Below are 17287 nucleotides of genomic sequence, written 5' to 3' on the forward strand. Positions count from 1 at the left end.
TGGGAAAAGTCCCTTTGTGTATTGGTACGTCGGTGCCAATACTTTCTGCCTGAACAGATCAGAGACACGACCCATGCATAACGTCGTCATCAGCGGCACCGGCCTGTACACCCCGGCCAACAGCATCTCCAACGAAGAGCTGGTGCAATCTTTCAATACCTATGTCGCGCAATTCAACGCCGACAACGCCGATGCCATCGAGCGAGGTGAAGTCGAGGCATTGACCGAATCCAACGCCGCGTTCATCGAAAAGGCCTCGGGCATCAAGAGCCGCTTTGTCATGGACAAGGACGGCATTCTCGATCCGCAACGCATGACCCCACGCCTGCCCGAGCGCTCCAACGACGAGTGGTCGGTGCTCTGCGAAATGGCCATCGGCGCTGCGAAACAGGCCCTGGAGCGCGCCGGCCGCACGGTCGCCGACATCGACGGGGTCATCGTCGCCTGTTCCAACCTGCAGCGTGCCTACCCGGCCATCGCCATCGAAGTCCAGGAAGCCCTGGGCATCGAAGGTTTCGGTTTCGACATGAACGTGGCCTGTTCCTCGGCGACCTTCGGTATCCAGGCCGCGGCCAACAGTGTGCAACTGGGTCAGGCCCGGGCGATCCTGATGGTCAACCCGGAAGTGTGCACCGGCCACTTGAACTTCCGCGACCGCGATAGCCACTTCATCTTCGGCGACGCGGCCACTGCCGTGATCATCGAGCGGGCGGACCTGGCGACCTCGCCGTACCAGTTCGACGTGGTCAGCACCAAGCTGCTCACCAAGTTCTCCAACAACATCCGCAACAACTTCGGTTTCCTCAACCGCGCCGCGGAAGAGGGCATCGGCAGCCGCGACAAGCTGTTCGTCCAGGAAGGCCGCAAGGTATTCCGCGACGTCTGCCCGATGGTGGCCGAACTGATCGGTACCCACCTGGAAGAAAACCAACTGAACGTTGGCGACGTGAAACGTTTCTGGCTGCACCAGGCCAACTTGAGCATGAACCACCTGATCGTGCGCAAACTGCTGGGACGCGAAGCCACCGAAGCGGAAGCCCCCGTGATTCTCGACCGCTACGCCAACACCAGTTCGGCCGGTTCGGTGATTGCATTCCACAAATACCAGGATGACCTGCCCAGCGGCTCGGTCGCCGTCCTCAGCTCCTTCGGTGCCGGTTATTCGATTGGCAGCGTGATTTTGCGTAAGCATTGATCTGGTCTGGCTCAGCTTTGATCTGTGCCTTTTCAGTTCCTATCTGGGCTAGTTCAGCTTTTGTGGTGAGGGAGCTTGCTCCCGCTGGGCTGCGCAGCGGCCCCAGGATTTTGCGGTTGCTGCGCAACCGAGCGGGAGCAAGCTCCCTCGCCACAGAAAAATCATCAGTCCTTCCAGGCAATGGGGCGTTGAATGACGGCCACCGACGACACCCTCCTGCTCCAACGCCTCCTGGCCGGTGAGCAGCAGGCCTACAGGGAACTGGTCAGCGCCTACCAGAGCCCGATGCGTGCCGTGGCCTATGCCATTGTCGGCAGTCGCCATGTCGACGAAGTGGTGCAGGACGCCTGGCTGTCCGTGGTGCGCAATCTCAGTGGTTTCCAGGGACGTTCCAGCCTCAAGACCTGGCTGTTGACCATCACGGCGAACGCCGCCAAGGGTCGCTACAAGCAGAACCGCCGGGAAGTGCTGCTCGATGATCTCCCGGCCCCCACGGCACTCTCGGCGATGACCGTTTCGCCGCTGACGGCCATTGGCTGCTGGCGCCGTTCGCCTGGCACCAGGACACGCCCGAAGCGTTGCTCACGATGAGTGAATTGCGTGATTGCCTGGAGCACACGTTGCTCAGCCTGTCGGAACTGCAAGGCAGTGTACTGACCCTGCGGGAACAGCAGGATCTGGAGCTGGACGAAATCTGTAATCTGCTGGGTATTTCGCTCTCCAATGTACGTGTGCTGTTGCATCGTGCCCGACTGAAGGTCTTCGCGACTGTTGAACATTTCGAGGAAACCGGCGAATGCTGACCTGCAAGGAACAAGTGGCGCGCTCCAGCGATTATCTCGATGGCCAATTGAGCTTTCGTGAACGCCTGATGGTGCGTCATCACCTGATGTTCTGCCCCAATTGCCGACGTTTCATCCGTCAGATGCGCCTGATGCAGGCGACCCTCAAAAAACTGCCGCAACCCCCGATCCCCGACCTGGACCAGCTCGCCGAGAAACTCGCCGCTGAGCGTCGCAAAAACATCCGTTGACCCCGGAGAAACCACCCACCCTTGTGGGAGCGAGCTCGCTCGCGATGGCGGCGTATCAGGCAACAAGTCTTTCACTGACATACCGCTATCGCGAGCAAGCTCGCTCCCACAAGGGGCTTGCCGTTGTGCTGGTTATTCCCATTCGAAGTAAAAAGTTCCGCTGTCATAAAATCTTTATGTGATAGCAACTCGCCTGACACAACCGGTCGCCAACATCCCCTCCCAACACCAGCGGGCCCAGTTCCGCGTGTTTTCTAACGCATAGACTACCAACAGGGGAATTCTTCGATGATCCGTAAGCACTTCGCAGGTGTTGCCGCCAGCGCACTGGCAATGGCAGTAACCGCCCAGGCTTTCGCCGGCACCGTCACCACCGATGGCGCCGATATCGTGGTCAAAACCAAGGGCGGCCTTGAGGTCGCTACCACTGACAAAGAGTTCAGCTTCAAGCTCGGTGGTCGTTTGCAGGCTGACTACAGCCAGTTCGACGGTATCTACACCGACAACGGCAAATCGGCCGATGCCGCTTACATCCGTCGCGGCTTCCTGGAACTGTCCGGCGTGCTGTACACGGATTGGGCCTACACCATCAATTACGATTTCGCCCACAACAGTGGCGATTCCGACAACGGCTACTTTGACGAAGCGTCCCTGGCCTACAACGGCTTCAAGCCAGTGTCGATCAAGGTCGGTCGCTTCGACCCCGACTTCGGCCTGGAAAAAGCCACCAGCTCCAAGTGGGTGACCGCGCCTGAGCGTAACGCTGCCTACGACCTGATCGACTGGGCCAACAGCCATCAGAACGGCCTGGGCATCCAGGCCTCCAGCACCTTCGCCGATTCGTTCTATGCTTCGGCCGGCGTGTTCAGCAAGGACACCGACGACACCGACGGCGACAGCGTCAAGCAAGTCAACGGTCGCTTCGTCTTCGCTCCGATGCACGAAGCTGGCAACGTGCTGCACTTCGGTCTGAACGTAGCCTCCCGTGACGTTTCGGACACCGCGTTCGATGCACGTTATCGCTCCCGCCTGGGCATGCGTGGCGTTGAAACCCTGGGTGGCAACGATGCCGGTCCTAACGGCAACCGTCCGGTCCTGGGCGGCGCCAACAACTCGCCGGCCGGTTCGTACGACACTGACACCGCCTTCGGCCTGGAAGCCGCCTTCGCCATGGGGCCAGCGTCGATCCAGGGTGAATACATCTCCCGCAAGACCAAGGCTGACAGCGACGCCTTCGAAGACCTCAAAGGCCACGGCTTCTACGTCCAGGGTGCCTACACCATCACCGGTGAGTCCCGTGGCTATAAGGTCGGCAAGTTTGACGCGATCAAGCCTCAGAACAAATCCATTGGCGCCTGGGAAGTGTTCTACCGCTTCGACAGCATGACCGTCGAAGACGACAACATCACCACTGCCTCGGCGACCCGTGAAGTGGGCGATGCCGAAGCCAAGGTGCACAACCTGGGCGTGAACTGGTACGCCAACGAAGCGGTGAAAATCACCGGTGCCTACGTCAAGGCCAAGACCGACAAAGTCACCAACGCCAATGGCGATGACGATGGCGACGGTTTTGTTGTCCGTGCCCAGTACGTGTTCTGAATCGCGCTGACTTGATACAGAGCTTTTTCTTCATCCGTTAATGCTCCTTTTCAACCCCGCCTCTGGCGGGGTTTTTTTATGTGCGCTCGGTCAGGATCGGCGATACTCGCTCCATCCGTCGTCTGGCTCTCGAGGAATCGCATGCCGCTTCACGTCTTGGACAGCCTGTCCGCCATCGCGCCGCACGAGTGGGACGCGTTGGTGCCCGCCAACCAGCCTTTCCTGCGCCACGCCTTCCTCGGCACTCTGGAAGACAGCGCCAGCCTGGGTCCGCAATCCGGTTGGCAAGCCGAGCATTTGTTGCACATTGAAAACGGTCAGTTGTTGGCGGCCTTGCCCAGTTACCGCAAGTGGCATTCCTACGGTGAATACGTGTTCGACCACGGCTGGGCCGACGCTTGCGCCCGCGCCGGCATCGATTACTACCCCAAGCTGTTGACGGCGGTACCGTTCAGCCCGGTCAGTGGTCCGCGACTGTTGGCGGCGCGGGTGGAGGACGGTCTGGCGTTGCTGGGCAGCGTGCCCGGATACCTGGAAATCGAAGGGCTTTCCAGTGCCCACATCAACTTCACCGATGCCTTCACCGACGCGGCACTTGCCGGGCAAGAAGGCTGGCTGCAGCGGATCGGCTGCCAGTATCACTGGCAAAATCGCGGTTATCGCGACTTCCAGGATTTTCTCGATGCCCTCAGTTCCCGCAAGCGCAAGCAGATGCGCAAGGAGCGCGAACAAGTGGCGGGGCAGGGCATCGCGTTCGAATGGTTCGAAGGGCATCAGTTGGACGAGGCACAGTGGGATTTTGTCTACGCCTGTTACGCCAACACCTACGCGATACGACGGCAGGCGCCCTACTTGACCCGGACATTCTTCAGCCTGCTGGCCGAACGCATGCCCGAGGCCATTCGTGTGGTGCTGGCCAAGCAAGGTTCACGGCCGGTGGCGATGGCGTTCAGCCTGGTGGGCGGCGACAGTTTCTATGGACGGTACTGGGGCTGCCTGGCGGAGTTCGACCGGCTGCACTTCGAGACCTGCTTCTATCAAGGCATGGACTACGCGATTGCCCAGGGCTTGCAGCGCTTTGACGCCGGCGCCCAGGGTGAGCACAAGTTGATTCGCGGGTTCGAGCCGGTGATTACCCGCTCGTGGCATTACCTGCGTCATCCGGGGTTGAAAGCGGCGGTAGCGGATTTTCTCGTGCGCGAGCAGGAGGGGGTGCTGGCGTACGCCGAGGAGGCCAGGACGGCACTGCCGTATCGGCAGGGTTGATATCCCAAGGCTGATACCAAACCCCGTGGGAGCAAAGCTTGCTCGCGATGAGGTCGGCGCAATCCTTTATAGATCGAGTCGCCTGTTTCGCGAGCAAGCTTTGCTCCCACAGCCCAGTGCTGCGGACTGTTTGATCTATTCAGTCGATCCCCACGAACCCACCTGTCTGATGCTGCCACAGCCGCGCATATAACCCACCGTGGGCCAGCAACTCGGCATGGCTGCCGGTTTCGGCGATGCGGCCATTTTCCAGTACCACCAACCGGTCCATCCGGGCGATGGTGGAGAGGCGGTGGGCGATGGCGATCACCGTCTTGCCTTGCATCAGGGTCTCGAGGCTTTCCTGGATCGCCGCTTCGACTTCCGAGTCCAGCGCTGACGTCGCTTCGTCCATGATCAGAATCGGCGCGTCCTTGAGCAGCACGCGCGCGATAGCGATGCGCTGGCGCTGGCCGCCGGACAGTTTCACCCCGCGCTCACCCACATGGGCATCGAAGCCGGTGCGACCTTCGGCGTCCGACAGCAATGGGATGAATTCATCGGCCCGGGCCTTGTGCACGGCTTCCCAGAGTTGCGCATCGGTGGCGTCGGGTTTGCCGTAGAGCAGGTTGTCGCGAATCGAGCGATGCAGCAGCGAGGTGTCTTGGGTGATCATGCCGATGCGTTCGCGCAGGCTTTCCTGGCCGACTTCGGCGATGTCCTGGCCGTCGATGAGGATGTGCCCGCCTTGCACGTCATAGAGGCGCAGCAGCAGGTTCACCAAGGTGGATTTACCCGCGCCGGACGGGCCGATCAGGCCGATTTTCTCGCCAGGCTTGATGGTCAGGTTGAGGTCGCCGATGACCCCGCTTTTCTTGCCATAGTGGAAGTCCACATGCTCGAAACGCACTTCGCCCTGGGCCACCGCCAGGGGCTTGGCCTGGTCGCGGTCGGTGACGCTGACTGGCTGGGCGATGGTCTGCAGGCCGTCCTGGACCATGCCGATGTTTTCGAAGATGCCGTTGACCACCCACATGATCCAACCGGACATGTTGACGATGCGGATCACCAGTCCGGTCGCCAGGGCAATGGCGCCCACGCTGATCAGCGACTGGGTCCAGAGCCACAGGGCCAGCCCGGTGGTGCCGACGATCAGCAGCCCGTTCATGCTGGTGATGACCACGTCCATGCTGGTCACCACGCGGCCAGCCAACTGGGCTTTTTCGGTCTGCTCCTGGATGGCTTCGCGGGCGTATTGCTGTTCGAAATTGGTATGGGCGAACAGCTTCAGGGTGGTGATGTTGGTGTAGCCGTCGACGATCCGCCCCATGAGTTTGGAGCGGGCGTCGGACGACACCACCGAGCGCTCCTTGACCCGTGGCACGAAATAGCAGAGTGCGCCAATGTAGGCGGCAATCCACATCAGCAGCGGGATCATCAGGCGCCAGTCGGCTTCGGCGAACAGCACCAGGGAACTGACGGCGTAGATCAGCACGTGCCACAGGGCATCCACCGCCTGGACCGCCGAGTCGCGCAGGGAGTTGCCGGTCTGCATGATGCGCTGGGCGATGCGCCCGGCGAAATCGTTCTGGAAGAAATTCAGGCTCTGCTTGAGCACGTAGCTGTGGTTCTGCCAGCGGATCAGGCTGGTCATGCCGGGGCTCAGGGTCTGGTGCACCAGCAGGTCATGCAGGGCCACGAAGATCGGTCGGAAAACCAGCGCCACCACGGCCATCCAGGCCAGCTCCAGGCCATGGACCTTGAAGAAGTCCACATTGGGCGTGCCTTGGGTCAGGTCGATGATGCGGCTCAGGTAGCTGAACAGCGCCACTTCGATCAGCGCGCCGATCAGACCCACCACCAGCAGCACGACGAAGCTGGGCCAGACCTGTTTCAGATAATAGGTGTAGAAGGGCAGGACGCGGTTCGGCGGGGCCGAGCTCGGGGCGTCGCGGAAGATATCGATCAGTGTTTCGAAGCGGCGAAAAACCATCTGTAAATGCCCTGGCAGGGGCTCTCCTTTTTGCTAATGGGCGGTGCGGGATGACCGCGCCGCCCAGGCTTGCCGTGTGCCGCTTCAGTCGATGCGCTTGGCCGACTTGATGAGCACAGGGTCGATCGGCACGTTTTGCATGCCTTGCTTGGTGGTGGTCTGGGAGTTGACGATGATGTCCACCACGTCCATGCCCTTGACCACCTTGGCGAACACTGCGTAGCCGGCGTCACGGCCCGGATCGAGGAAGGCGTTGTCGGCCACGTTGATGAAGAACTGGCTGGTGGCCGAGTCCGGGTTGGACGTGCGCGCCATCGACAAGGTGCCGCGAACGTTGTGCAGGCCATTGCTGGCTTCGTTCTTGATCGGTGCCTTGGTGTCTTTCTGTTGCATCTGTGTGGTAAAGCCGCCGCCCTGGGCCATGAAGCCCGGGATCACGCGGTGGAAAATCGTGTTGTTGTAGAAACCACTGTCCACGTACTCAAGGAAGTTCTTGGTACTGATGGGGGCCTTGACCGGGTCCAGTTCGATTTCGATCTGGCCGTTGGTGGTCTCCAGCAATACATGGGGGGCCTTGGCGGGCGTGGCGGCCATCAGGTTGGCGGCAAACAATACGGTGCCGGCGGCGAGGGCGATTTTTTTCAGCATGGGGTCAGAGATCCTGAGTGGTGGAATCGGTTGCGGTCAAAAAGTCGAGCAGTGTTTGGTTGAAGCGTTCGGGTTGATCCAGCGGGGTAGCGTGCCGTGAATCGGCGATGACCACCAGACGTGCATTGGGCAGCCGCTTTACATAGGCTTCTTTCAGCGCCACCGGGGTGTAGTCGTGGTCGGCGCAGATGACGAGGGTTGGACAGGCGACCTGTGAAAGTCGTTCCTGCACACCCCACCCCACGATTGCATCGAAGCTGGCGAGATAAGCACGTTTGTCGTTCTTTGCCCAGCGCCGGGCCATTTCCAGGCGTAACTCGGTTTGCTCGGGTTTGGGAAACAGCTTGGCGCCCAGGGCCTTGCCGATGGTTTCCAGGCTGAGCAGGCGCATCAGGCTCCAGCGCTTGAACCATTGCCAGCAATCGTCGGGCGTGCGGACTTTGACTTCGGGAGCACTGTTGACGATGCACAGGCTCCTGACCCGTTCGGGCTCATCCACCGCCAATTGGAAACAGATCATGCCGCCCATGGACCAGCCCACCAAATGCACCGGGCCCAGGTCCAGGTGATCGATCAGGGCGCTCAGGTCGGCACTGAAACCTTTGATGCTGTAGCGCTCGCGGGGTTTGTCGGAGCGGCCATGACCGCGCACATCCATCACGATCAGGCGGTAGCGGGCGGACAATGCCGGGATCTGCTTTTCCCAGTCCCGGGTGCTGGAGCCCAGCCCATGGACCAGCACCAAAGGCGTGCCGTGGCCGTATTCCTCGTAGTGCAGGTCGCATCCTTCGTGTGCAAAATAGGCCATCGGCGAAATCCTTGTCAGGCTTGTTCAGGGGCGGCGAACGGCGCATCCAGCGGCGCGGTGTCGAAGGTGCGCAGCAATTCGATCAGGATTTGCGTGGCCGGGCCCAGGGGTTTTTCCTTGTTCGAGAAAAGATAGAAGGTCGAGTTGCGGCTGCCTCCCTGCTCCAAGGGTAGACGCTTGAGCACGCCTTCCTTGAGTTCCCGTTCGATCATGTGCCGGGGCAGCCAGGCGAAGCCCAGGCCGCTGCCGACAAAACTCGCGGCGGTGGCCAGGCTGCCCACGGTCCAGCGCTGTTCGGCGCCGAGCCAGCCGACGTCGCGAGGCTGCTGGCGGCCGGAGTCGCGGATGACCACTTGCAACTGGCTTTCCAGGTCCTGGAAGTTCAGCTCGCGATTGAGACGGTGCAGGGCATGCTCGGGATGGGCCACCGCGATGAACTCCACGTCGCTCAACTCCGCACCCAGGTAACCGGGAATGCTGAAGCCGCTGATGGCCAGGTCGGCCACGCCTTCGAGCAGCACTTCTTCGACACCCGACAATACTTCTTCGCGCAGCCGCACTCGGCAGCCACGGCTTTGCGGCATGAACGCGGTCAAGGCGCGAACGAGGCGGGCGTTGGGGTAGGCCGCGTCGACCACCAGCCGCACTTCCGCTTCCCAGCCTTGCTCCATGTGGTGGGCCAGGTCTTCCAGTTGGCTGGCCTGTTTCACCAGTTGCCGCGAGCGGCGCAGCAGCACCCCGCCGGCTTCGGTCAACACGGCCTTGCGTCCATCGATGCGCAGCAACGGCACACCGAGTTGGTCCTGCATGCGGGCCACGGTGTAGCTCACGGATGACTGGGAGCGATGCAGCACTTCGGCGGCCTGGGCGAAACCGCCGTGGTCGACCACCGCCTGCAAGGTGCGCCATTGATCCAGGGTCACGCGGGGCGCTTTCATATCGGGCTCCTCTTGTCCTAAGCTGGCGGTCCCTTGGTGGAGACTGCCGAATGAAGAAAATCTGTTGTGTGGTGCTGGCCTTGCTGCCACTGACTGCGTTTGCCTACCCGATCGATGTGGAGAAACACCTCAACGGCCTGAGCATCGACTACACCGCCTATGACACCGATGCCGACATCGGCTCTATCCAGGTCAACAACTACGGCAGTACCGACGCGGCCTGCACCGTGGTGTTCAACAACGGCCCCGAGGCGCCGCGCACCCGCAAGATCGAAGTCGCTGCCGGCAAGTTCAAGAACGCCACGGCCAAGTTCAACCGCAACATCATCAAGCTGCGCATCAAGCTGACCTGTCAGCCGAAATAGCCGGCAGCGGGGCAGGTGATCGTGCCTGCTCCGCTTATAAACGAAAATATCGATGCATTACAGCAGTTATTTGCGCTTTTTCATCGATATGCTCACGTTTAACCTTCACTCCATCGACTGACAACATTCTCAGATGGAGCCTACAAGCCATGTCCCGCGTTCTGATCATCGAAAGCAGTGCCCGCCAGCAAGACTCGGTTTCCCGTCAACTGACCCAGACCTTCATCAGCCAGTGGAAAGCTGCGCACCCGGCCGACGACATCAGCGTCCGCGACCTGGCCATCAACCCGGTGCCGCACCTGGATGCCAATCTGCTGGGCGGCTGGATGAAGCCTGTCGAGCAGCGCAACGACATTGAAAACGCCTCGCTGGAACGCTCGAACCAACTGACCGATGAGCTGCTGGCCGCCGACGTCCTGGTGATGGCTGCACCGATGTACAACTTCGCCATTCCCAGCACTTTGAAGGCGTGGCTCGACCATGTGCTGCGTGCCGGCGTGACGTTCAAATACACCCCCACCGGTCCCCAGGGCCTGCTGGCCGACAAGCGCGCCTTCGTGCTCACCGCCCGGGGCGGCATTCACGCCGGTGGCAGCACCGACCATCAGGAACCCTACCTGCGCCAAGTCATGGGCTTCATCGGCATCCACGACGTGACCTTCATCCATGCCGAGGGCATGAACCTGGGTGGCGACTTCCAGGAGAAGGGCCTGAATCAGGCCAACGCCAAATTGTCCCAGGTCGCCTGATCCGTTAATCCTCGGGTAATCGCCAGGTGGTCTATTGACCTGGCGCTTCCCTTCAAACCGTTTTGCGCATCGAACCTCCCTTTGCACTTATTGCTCCTGAGTGCATCAGCCCGATTGAACGCTTTAGCGAGATCGGGCTTTTTTTTGCCTGCGATTTACTGGCCGCTGAATGATCCTGTGGGAGCGAGCCTGCTCGCGATAGCGGAGTATCAGTCAGCCGCTATGTCTCTGATGCACCGCCATCGCGAGCAAGCTCAGCTCCCACAGGGTTTGGCGGTGACCGCGAGACTGTGCTCACCACACCGCCCCATGTGGGAGCGAGCGAACTCGCCCCCAAAGCTCAAAACCGCTATCTTCGCCGCCATCCGAAACGAGGGGCGTATGGGCTATCTACTTTTTGTAACGCTGATTCAGGCGTTTTCCTTCAGCTTGATCGGCGAATACCTGGCTGGGCATGTCGACAGTTACTTCGCGGTGCTGGTCAGGGTTGTGCTGGCCGGACTGGTGTTCATACCGCTGACCCGCTGGCGCCAGGTGGAGCCATCGTTCATGCGCGGCATGCTGTTGATCGGTGCCTTGCAGTTCGGCGTGACCTACGTCTGCCTGTACCTGAGCTTCCGAGTATTGACGGTGCCCGAGGTGCTGCTGTTCACCATCCTTACGCCTTTGCACGTGACCTTGATCGAGGACGCGCTGAACCGGCGCTTCAATCCCTGGGCGTTGATCGCGGCGCTGGTGGCCGTGGCCGGCGCGGCGGTGATTCGCTACGACCGGATCAACCCGGATTTCTTCATGGGCTTCTTGCTGCTGCAACTGGCCAACTTCACCTACGCAGCCGGGCAGGTGCTCTACAAACACCTGGTGGCCCGTCACCCGAGCGACCTGCCGCACTACCGGCGTTTCGGCTATTTCTATCTCGGTGCGTTGATGGTGGCGTTGCCGGCATTCCTGCTGTTTGGCAAGGCCAATTTCTGGCCAGAAGCGCCGTTGCAATGGGGCGTGCTGGTGTTCCTCGGCCTGGTTTCCACGGCGCTGGGGTTGTACTGGTGGAACAAAGGCGCCTGTCTGGTCAACGGCGGGACGCTGGCGGTGATGAACAACCTGCACGTGCCGGTGGGGCTGCTGGTGAACCTGCTGATCTGGAACCAGCACGAGGCGTTGGGGCGGCTGCTACTGGGTGGGTCGGTGATATTGGCGGCGGTATGGATCAGTCGGTTGGGGATCCGCCAACCTCAGCCTTCACACTAAACCCTTGTGGGAGCGAGCTTGCTCGCGATGGCGGAATGTCAGTCAGCATCTATGTTTCTGATACACCGTCATCGCGAGCAAGCTCGCTCCCACAGGGGATTTACCACAGGGGATCTGTGGTGGTTTCAGACCACCTGCTTCTGCGGTTCCGAAATTGAGCTCGCCCCCAACACCGCCGGCAACAACCCCGAGCGCAAGTCCATGCCGCTGGGCTGCTGGTACAGGTTCAATCCGAACTCCGGCATCACCGCCAGCAGGTAATCGAAAATATCCCCCTGGATGCGCTCGTAATCCGCCCACGCCGTGGTGCGGGTGAAGCAGTAGATTTCCAGCGGGATGCCCTGGGCGGTGGTCTGCATCTGCCGGACCATGCAGGTCATGTTCGGCTGGATCTCCGGGTGGCTCTTCAAATAGGCCAGGGCGTAGGCGCGGAAGGTGCCCAGGTTGGTCATCCGCCGACGGTTGGCCGACATGGCTGCGACATTGCCCTGGGCCTCGTTCCAGGCCTTGAGCTCGGCCTGCTTGCGGCCGATGTAGTCGGTCAGCAGGCGCACCTGGGTCAGGCGCTGTTCTTCCTCGTCATGCAGGAAGCGCACGCCGCTGGCGTCGATGAACAGACTGCGCTTGATCCGTCGTCCGCCGGACTGCTGCATGCCGCGCCAGTTCTTGAACGACTCGGACATCAGGCGCCAGGTCGGGATCGAGACGATGGTCTTGTCGAAGTTCTGCACCTTCACCGTGTGCAGCGTGATATCCACCACATCACCGTCGGCGCCAACCTGGGGCATCTCGATCCAGTCGCCGACCCGCAGCATGTCATTGCTGGTCAACTGCACGCTGGCGACGAATGACAGCAGGGTGTCCTTGTAGACCAACAGGATCACCGCCGACATCGCACCCAGGCCTGACAGCAGCAACAACGGCGAACGGTCGATCAGGGTGGCGACGATGATGATCGCGCCAAACACATACAGCACCATCTTCGTCAGTTGCACGTAGCCCTTGATCGAGCGGGTACGCGCATGTTCGGTGCGAGCGTACACGTCCAGCAGGGCGCTGAGCAGGGCACTGAGGCTCAGCACCATGAACAGGATGGTGAACGCCAGGGCGACGTTGCCCAGGAAAATCATGCTGGTCTTGCTCAGTTCCGGCACCAGGTGCAGGCCGAACTGGATGATCAGTGACGGCGTCATCTGCGCCAGGCGATGGAAGACCTTGTTCTGGCGCAGGTCGTTGACCCAGTGCAGGGCCGGTTGGCGCCCGAGCAGTTTGGCCGCGTGCAGGATCAGGTAGCGCGCCACCCGTCCCAGCACCAGGGCGATGACCAGCAGCAACATCAGGGCGAGGCTGGAGTGCAGGAGCGGGTGCTGGTCAAGGGCACCCCAGAGGTCTTGGATGTTGACCCAGAGTTGTTTGATGTCCATGGACGAAACGGTTCTTCTATAAAGACGCGACGGGGCGATTAGAGCATTTAAGCCCGTTCAAGTGACCGTTGATGACAAATCGGCTTATAAAAATGCACTGATTTACCGCCGTTTGTATAAAGAAACTCGGCCTTCGCGCTCGAAACCGTTACCCTATGCAGCTGTTTTTTTGCATTTCTTCGAGGTAGCACCCGTGTTTTCCCAATTCGCCCTGCACGAACGCCTGCTCAAAGCCGTGGCCGAGCTTAAATTTGTCGAGCCAACGCCGGTGCAGGCAGCGGCTATTCCGCTCGCGCTCCAGGGGCGTGACCTGCGGGTGACGGCGCAGACCGGCAGCGGCAAGACCGCCGCGTTCGTGCTGCCGATCCTCAACCGCCTGATCGGCCCGGCCAAGGTCCGCGTCAGCATCAAGACCCTGATTCTGCTGCCGACCCGCGAACTGGCCCAGCAGACCTTGAAGGAAGTGGAGCGTTTCTCGCAATTCACCTTCATCAAGTCCGGCCTGATCACCGGCGGCGAAGACTTCAAGGTCCAGGCCGCGATGCTGCGCAAGGTGCCGGACATCCTGATCGGCACGCCGGGGCGGATGATCGAGCAGTTGAACGCTGGCAACCTCGACCTCAAGGAAGTCGAAGTGCTGGTGCTGGACGAAGCCGATCGCATGCTCGACATGGGCTTTGCCGAAGACGTGCAGCGCCTGGTGGACGAATGCGTCAATCGCCAGCAGACCATGCTGTTCTCCGCCACCACCGGCGGTTCGGGCTTGCGCGAGATGATCGCCAAGGTGCTGAACAACCCCGAGCACTTGCAGCTCAACGCGGTCAGCCAGCTGAACTCCACCACCCGCCAGCAGATCATCACCGCCGACCACAACCAGCACAAAGAACAGATCGTCAACTGGTTGCTGGCCAACGAGACTTACGAAAAAGCCATCGTGTTCACCAACACCCGGGCCATGGCCGACCGCATCTACGGTCGCCTGGTGGCCCAGGAATACAAGGCGTTCGTGCTGCACGGCGAGAAAGACCAGAAGGACCGCAAGCTGGCCATCGACCGCCTCAAGCAGGGCGGCGTGAAAATCCTCGTCGCCACCGACGTCGCTGCCCGCGGCCTGGACGTGGATGGCCTGGACATGGTCATCAACTTCGACATGCCCCGCAGCGGCGACGAATACGTGCACCGCATCGGTCGCACCGGCCGCGCCGGTAACGATGGCCTGGCGATCTCGCTGATCTGCCACGGCGACTGGAACCTGATGTCGAGCATCGAGCGCTACCTCAAGCAGAGCTTCGAGCGCCGCACCATCAAGGAAGTCAAAGGCACCTACGGCGGACCGAAAAAGGTCAAGGCCTCGGGCAAGGCCGTTGGCGTGAAGAAGAAAAAGGTCGACGCCAAGGGCGACAAGAAGAAAACCGGCGCCAAGGCTCCGACCAAGCGCAAGACCGCCAACCGCCCGAAGACCGACGCCCCGTCGCTGGTCAGCAAGGACGGCATGGCCCCGCTCAAGCGCCGCAAGCCGGAAGCGCCTGCGGCTGAGTGAAGCCGCGGTAGTGCTTCATGAAAAACCGGACCTTGGGTCCGGTTTTTTTATGGGTGAAACTAAAATCCAAGCTTGGCGCAGACCCCTGTGGCGAGGGGGATTTGTGGGAGCAAAGCTTGCTCGCGACACAGACGCCTCGATTTCTGAAAGACCGCATCGCCTTCATCGCGGGCAAGCCTTGCTCCCACGAATGTACCCTCGCCACAAAAGCAGGCTGTGCTCGGCTGTGGCTAATCACCCAGCCTTCTTCTCTGCTTGCTTCAACTCTTGCAGACGCTTATCGATCAACTGGCACTTATCCGGCACATCCTTGCTGGCGGTCTCCAGGTCCATGGCCTGCAGCTCGTCATTCATTTCCTTGGCCTTGGTTGGGTTCTGTTCGGTGAGCTTGGTCACTTCCTGCGCCAGTTGTTCACGCTTGGCGGTCGCTTCCTCTGGCGTGCAAGTGGCCCAGGCGGGCAGGGCGCAGGTCAGGGCGGTGGCGAGGGTGAGTTTCAGGAAAGTCTTCATGGGGTGGGCCTCGTATTCCTTATTGGGCAGGTAATGGGTTGAGGCCGGCGTTGGTCGGAAAGTTCATTTGCTAGAGGCTGTGAGGGCCTGTGTGTTCGTTTCGTAGGAGATTTCCAGCCCTGTACCGGATCTTTCATACCGGCGCACGAGAGGGGGCTGATTTCAGACGAACGGATCCAATAGTAGCCTCAAAACTCAGGCAAATAGTTGACGTCAAAATGATGGCTAACTAATATCGCGCCGCTATTTTGATATCACTTTTACTCGAGGGATCGAACATGTCCTCACCCGTCTTTTGGGCGAGGTTGTGCGTGGCTTTGCTGTGCCTTTCTCCGCTGACCCTGGCTCACGCCGCACCCACTCCAGGCGACACGGACCTGATTCGCGAGCGACAGAACCGTTTGCTCGAAGAGCAGCGTCGTCGCCTGGAGGAACTCAAGGACCTGCCCGGCCAGGAGGCGAAGCCGGCCCAGCCGACCGCACCTGTCGATACCCGTTGCTTCCCCATCAAGACCATCGAACTCAAAGGCGCCAACAGTCTTTCCGCCAGCGAGCGAGAGCATCTGCTCAAGCCCTACATCGGCCAATGCCTGGGTGTGCCGCAGCTTAACGAACTGCTCAAAGTCATCACCGATCACTACATCGAAAAGGGGCTGGTCACCAGCCGTGCTTATCTGCCGCAGCAGGACCTGTCCGGTGGAAATCTGAGCGTGCTGGTGGTGGAAGGGCGACTCGAAGGCCTGAAGGGGGCCGAGAACAGCAAGCTATCGGAGCGTGAACTGGCGATGGCTTTTCCCGGCAAGGCCGGTGACCTGGTCAACCTGCGGGAGATCGAGCAGATGGTGGATCAGCTCAATCGCCTGCCGTCGAATCAGGCCAAGATGGAGCTGACCCCAGGCCAGGAAGTCGGTGGCAGTGAAGTAAATGTCACCAACGAGCCGAAAAAGCCCTGGCGCGCCGGTCTGTCGCGCAGCAACGACGGCCAGCGCAGCACCGGCGAGCAGCAGTGGGGCAGCAGTTTCGAGTGGGACAGCCCGCTGGGCCTAGCCGACCAGTTGATGTTGCGCGGCGGTCATGACGCCATGACCGACCACCAGCACACCTCCAACAACGCCATGCTTTATTACAACCTGCCTTGGGGCTGGTGGAACGTCAGCTACACCTACAGCCAGAGCGAATACCGCTCGCAAATCCCGGCCAACGGTTTCAACTTCAAGCAGACCGGCGACAGCCAGAACCATCAGTTGCGGGTCGAGCGGGTGATCCATCGCGATGCGCTGAGCAAGACTTCCCTCAACACCGGTCTTTCGTACCTGCGCACCAACAACTTCATCGAAGACAGCAAGCTTCGCGAGAGCAGCAATCGCATCAGCGAGGCGCAGTTCGGGATCAACCACGGACGGCGAGTCGGCAGTGCTTTCGTCAACCTCGACCTGGGCATGCAGGAGGGCATCGGTGCCTTGGACGCCCAGGGCGATCACGACCCGGGCCCTGGCGTACCGGATGCGCGCTATCGCAAGTACACCGCCACCGCCAGCTACCTGCAGCCTTTCAAGTTGTGGGACGAGTCCTTCAGCTTCAGCAGTCTGATGACCGGCCAGCGCAGCGAGGACGTGCTGTTCAGCCCGCAGCGCATGAGCCTGGGCGGGCAATCGTCGATCCGTGGCTACAAGGACCAATCACTGTCCGGCGACAGCGGCGGCTACTGGCGCAACGACCTGCGCTGGAGCCGCCCGGTAGCGCTGGAGTGGCTGCGCCCGGTGTTCGCCGAATACGGCACCAGCCTCGGCTATGACCAGGGCGTGATTCGCGGCGACCGCTACAACGGCGGCCAGCACGGGCGTATGTCGAGCAACTCGCTGGAGCTGTTCGCCCGTGGTGAGCACCTGAGCGCCAGCGTCACCTTCGCCCACTCCCTGGAACGCCCGGATGCCCTGACCGAGCGCGAAGCGCCGATCTACTTCCGCGTGGACGTACTCCTCTAAATTTTGC

The 17287-nt window shown here is 60.8% G+C and carries 15 protein-coding genes and 1 pseudogene; 10 read left to right on the forward strand and 6 right to left on the reverse strand.

Features of this window, described 5'->3' with window-relative positions; translation table 11 throughout:
- Positions 1 to 73: 73 nt before the first annotated feature.
- The 5 genes and pseudogenes from IB266_RS26520 (at position 74) to IB266_RS26540 (ending at position 5093) form a co-directional block, all read left to right on the forward strand.
- On the forward strand, positions 74 to 1195 hold the full coding sequence (locus IB266_RS26520; RefSeq protein ID WP_192263426.1) for a beta-ketoacyl-ACP synthase III: 1122 nt from the start codon (positions 74 to 76) through the stop codon (positions 1193 to 1195).
- Positions 1196 to 1387: 192 nt separating this feature from the next.
- Positions 1388 to 1998: pseudogene (locus IB266_RS26525) on the forward strand (RNA polymerase sigma factor).
- Positions 1992 to 2228, forward strand: a complete 237-nt coding sequence (locus tag IB266_RS26530; RefSeq protein ID WP_103310148.1) for an anti-sigma factor family protein — start codon at positions 1992 to 1994, stop codon at positions 2226 to 2228. The pseudogene IB266_RS26525 and the gene IB266_RS26530 overlap by 7 nt, the downstream one beginning before the upstream one ends.
- 288 nt (positions 2229 to 2516) lie before the next feature.
- Positions 2517 to 3827 carry an OprO/OprP family phosphate-selective porin gene (locus IB266_RS26535; protein WP_192263427.1) on the forward strand — a complete coding sequence of 437 codons (1311 nt, stop codon included), beginning with the start codon at positions 2517 to 2519 and terminating at the stop codon, positions 3825 to 3827.
- Between the two features lie 141 nt (positions 3828 to 3968).
- The gene (locus IB266_RS26540; RefSeq protein ID WP_192263428.1) at positions 3969 to 5093 is read left to right on the forward strand and encodes a GNAT family N-acetyltransferase; all 1125 of its coding nucleotides are present in this window, start codon (positions 3969 to 3971) and stop codon (positions 5091 to 5093) included.
- 139 nt (positions 5094 to 5232) lie between these two features.
- Here IB266_RS26540 and IB266_RS26545 read toward each other — a convergent pair whose 3' ends face one another.
- The 4 genes from IB266_RS26545 to IB266_RS26560 form a co-directional block, all read right to left on the reverse strand.
- The gene (locus IB266_RS26545) at positions 5233 to 7065 is read right to left on the reverse strand and encodes an ABC transporter ATP-binding protein (protein ID WP_192263429.1); all 1833 of its coding nucleotides are present in this window, start codon (positions 7063 to 7065) and stop codon (positions 5233 to 5235) included.
- Between the two features lie 84 nt (positions 7066 to 7149).
- Positions 7150 to 7713 carry a peptidylprolyl isomerase gene (locus IB266_RS26550; RefSeq protein ID WP_192263430.1) on the reverse strand — a complete coding sequence of 188 codons (564 nt, stop codon included), beginning with the start codon at positions 7711 to 7713 and terminating at the stop codon, positions 7150 to 7152.
- A gap of 4 nt (positions 7714 to 7717) precedes the next feature.
- A complete protein-coding gene (locus IB266_RS26555) occupies positions 7718 to 8521 on the reverse strand; it encodes an alpha/beta fold hydrolase (RefSeq protein ID WP_192263431.1) in 804 nt (267 codons plus the stop codon).
- Between the two features lie 14 nt (positions 8522 to 8535).
- The gene (locus tag IB266_RS26560; protein ID WP_060738713.1) at positions 8536 to 9459 is read right to left on the reverse strand and encodes a LysR family transcriptional regulator; all 924 of its coding nucleotides are present in this window, start codon (positions 9457 to 9459) and stop codon (positions 8536 to 8538) included.
- 50 nt (positions 9460 to 9509) lie between these two features.
- Between IB266_RS26560 and IB266_RS26565 the strand changes: the two genes are divergently transcribed.
- The 3 genes from IB266_RS26565 (at position 9510) to IB266_RS26575 (ending at position 11821) form a co-directional block, all read left to right on the forward strand.
- The gene (locus IB266_RS26565; RefSeq protein ID WP_060738712.1) at positions 9510 to 9824 is read left to right on the forward strand and encodes a hypothetical protein; all 315 of its coding nucleotides are present in this window, start codon (positions 9510 to 9512) and stop codon (positions 9822 to 9824) included.
- A 149-nt stretch (positions 9825 to 9973) separates the two neighbouring features.
- Positions 9974 to 10573 (forward strand): FMN-dependent NADH-azoreductase, encoded by a 600-nt coding sequence (locus tag IB266_RS26570; protein ID WP_192263432.1) that lies wholly within the window; start codon positions 9974 to 9976, stop codon positions 10571 to 10573.
- A gap of 381 nt (positions 10574 to 10954) precedes the next feature.
- On the forward strand, positions 10955 to 11821 hold the full coding sequence (locus IB266_RS26575) for a carboxylate/amino acid/amine transporter (protein ID WP_192263433.1): 867 nt from the start codon (positions 10955 to 10957) through the stop codon (positions 11819 to 11821).
- 125 nt (positions 11822 to 11946) lie between these two features.
- Here the strand turns inward: IB266_RS26575 and IB266_RS26580 are convergent, their stop codons facing one another.
- The gene (locus IB266_RS26580) at positions 11947 to 13245 is read right to left on the reverse strand and encodes a mechanosensitive ion channel family protein (RefSeq protein ID WP_192263434.1); all 1299 of its coding nucleotides are present in this window, start codon (positions 13243 to 13245) and stop codon (positions 11947 to 11949) included.
- A gap of 193 nt (positions 13246 to 13438) precedes the next feature.
- On the opposite strand from IB266_RS26580, the gene IB266_RS26585 reads away from it, so the two are divergent.
- Positions 13439 to 14785, forward strand: coding sequence for a DEAD/DEAH box helicase (locus tag IB266_RS26585; protein WP_060738709.1), 1347 nt, complete (start codon positions 13439 to 13441; stop codon positions 14783 to 14785).
- 234 nt (positions 14786 to 15019) lie between these two features.
- On the opposite strand, the gene IB266_RS26590 is transcribed toward IB266_RS26585, so the two are convergent.
- Positions 15020 to 15295, reverse strand: coding sequence for a hypothetical protein (locus IB266_RS26590; RefSeq protein WP_192263435.1), 276 nt, complete (start codon positions 15293 to 15295; stop codon positions 15020 to 15022).
- Between the two features lie 278 nt (positions 15296 to 15573).
- On the opposite strand from IB266_RS26590, the gene IB266_RS26595 reads away from it, so the two are divergent.
- Entirely contained in the window at positions 15574 to 17280 is a 1707-nt protein-coding gene (locus tag IB266_RS26595) for a ShlB/FhaC/HecB family hemolysin secretion/activation protein (protein WP_192263437.1), read from the forward strand.
- Positions 17281 to 17287: the final 7 nt, after the last annotated feature.

Origin of the sequence: Pseudomonas sp. Pdm06, assembly GCF_014851795.1 — a bacterium.
GTDB lineage: Bacteria > Pseudomonadota > Gammaproteobacteria > Pseudomonadales > Pseudomonadaceae > Aquipseudomonas > Aquipseudomonas fluorescens_AA.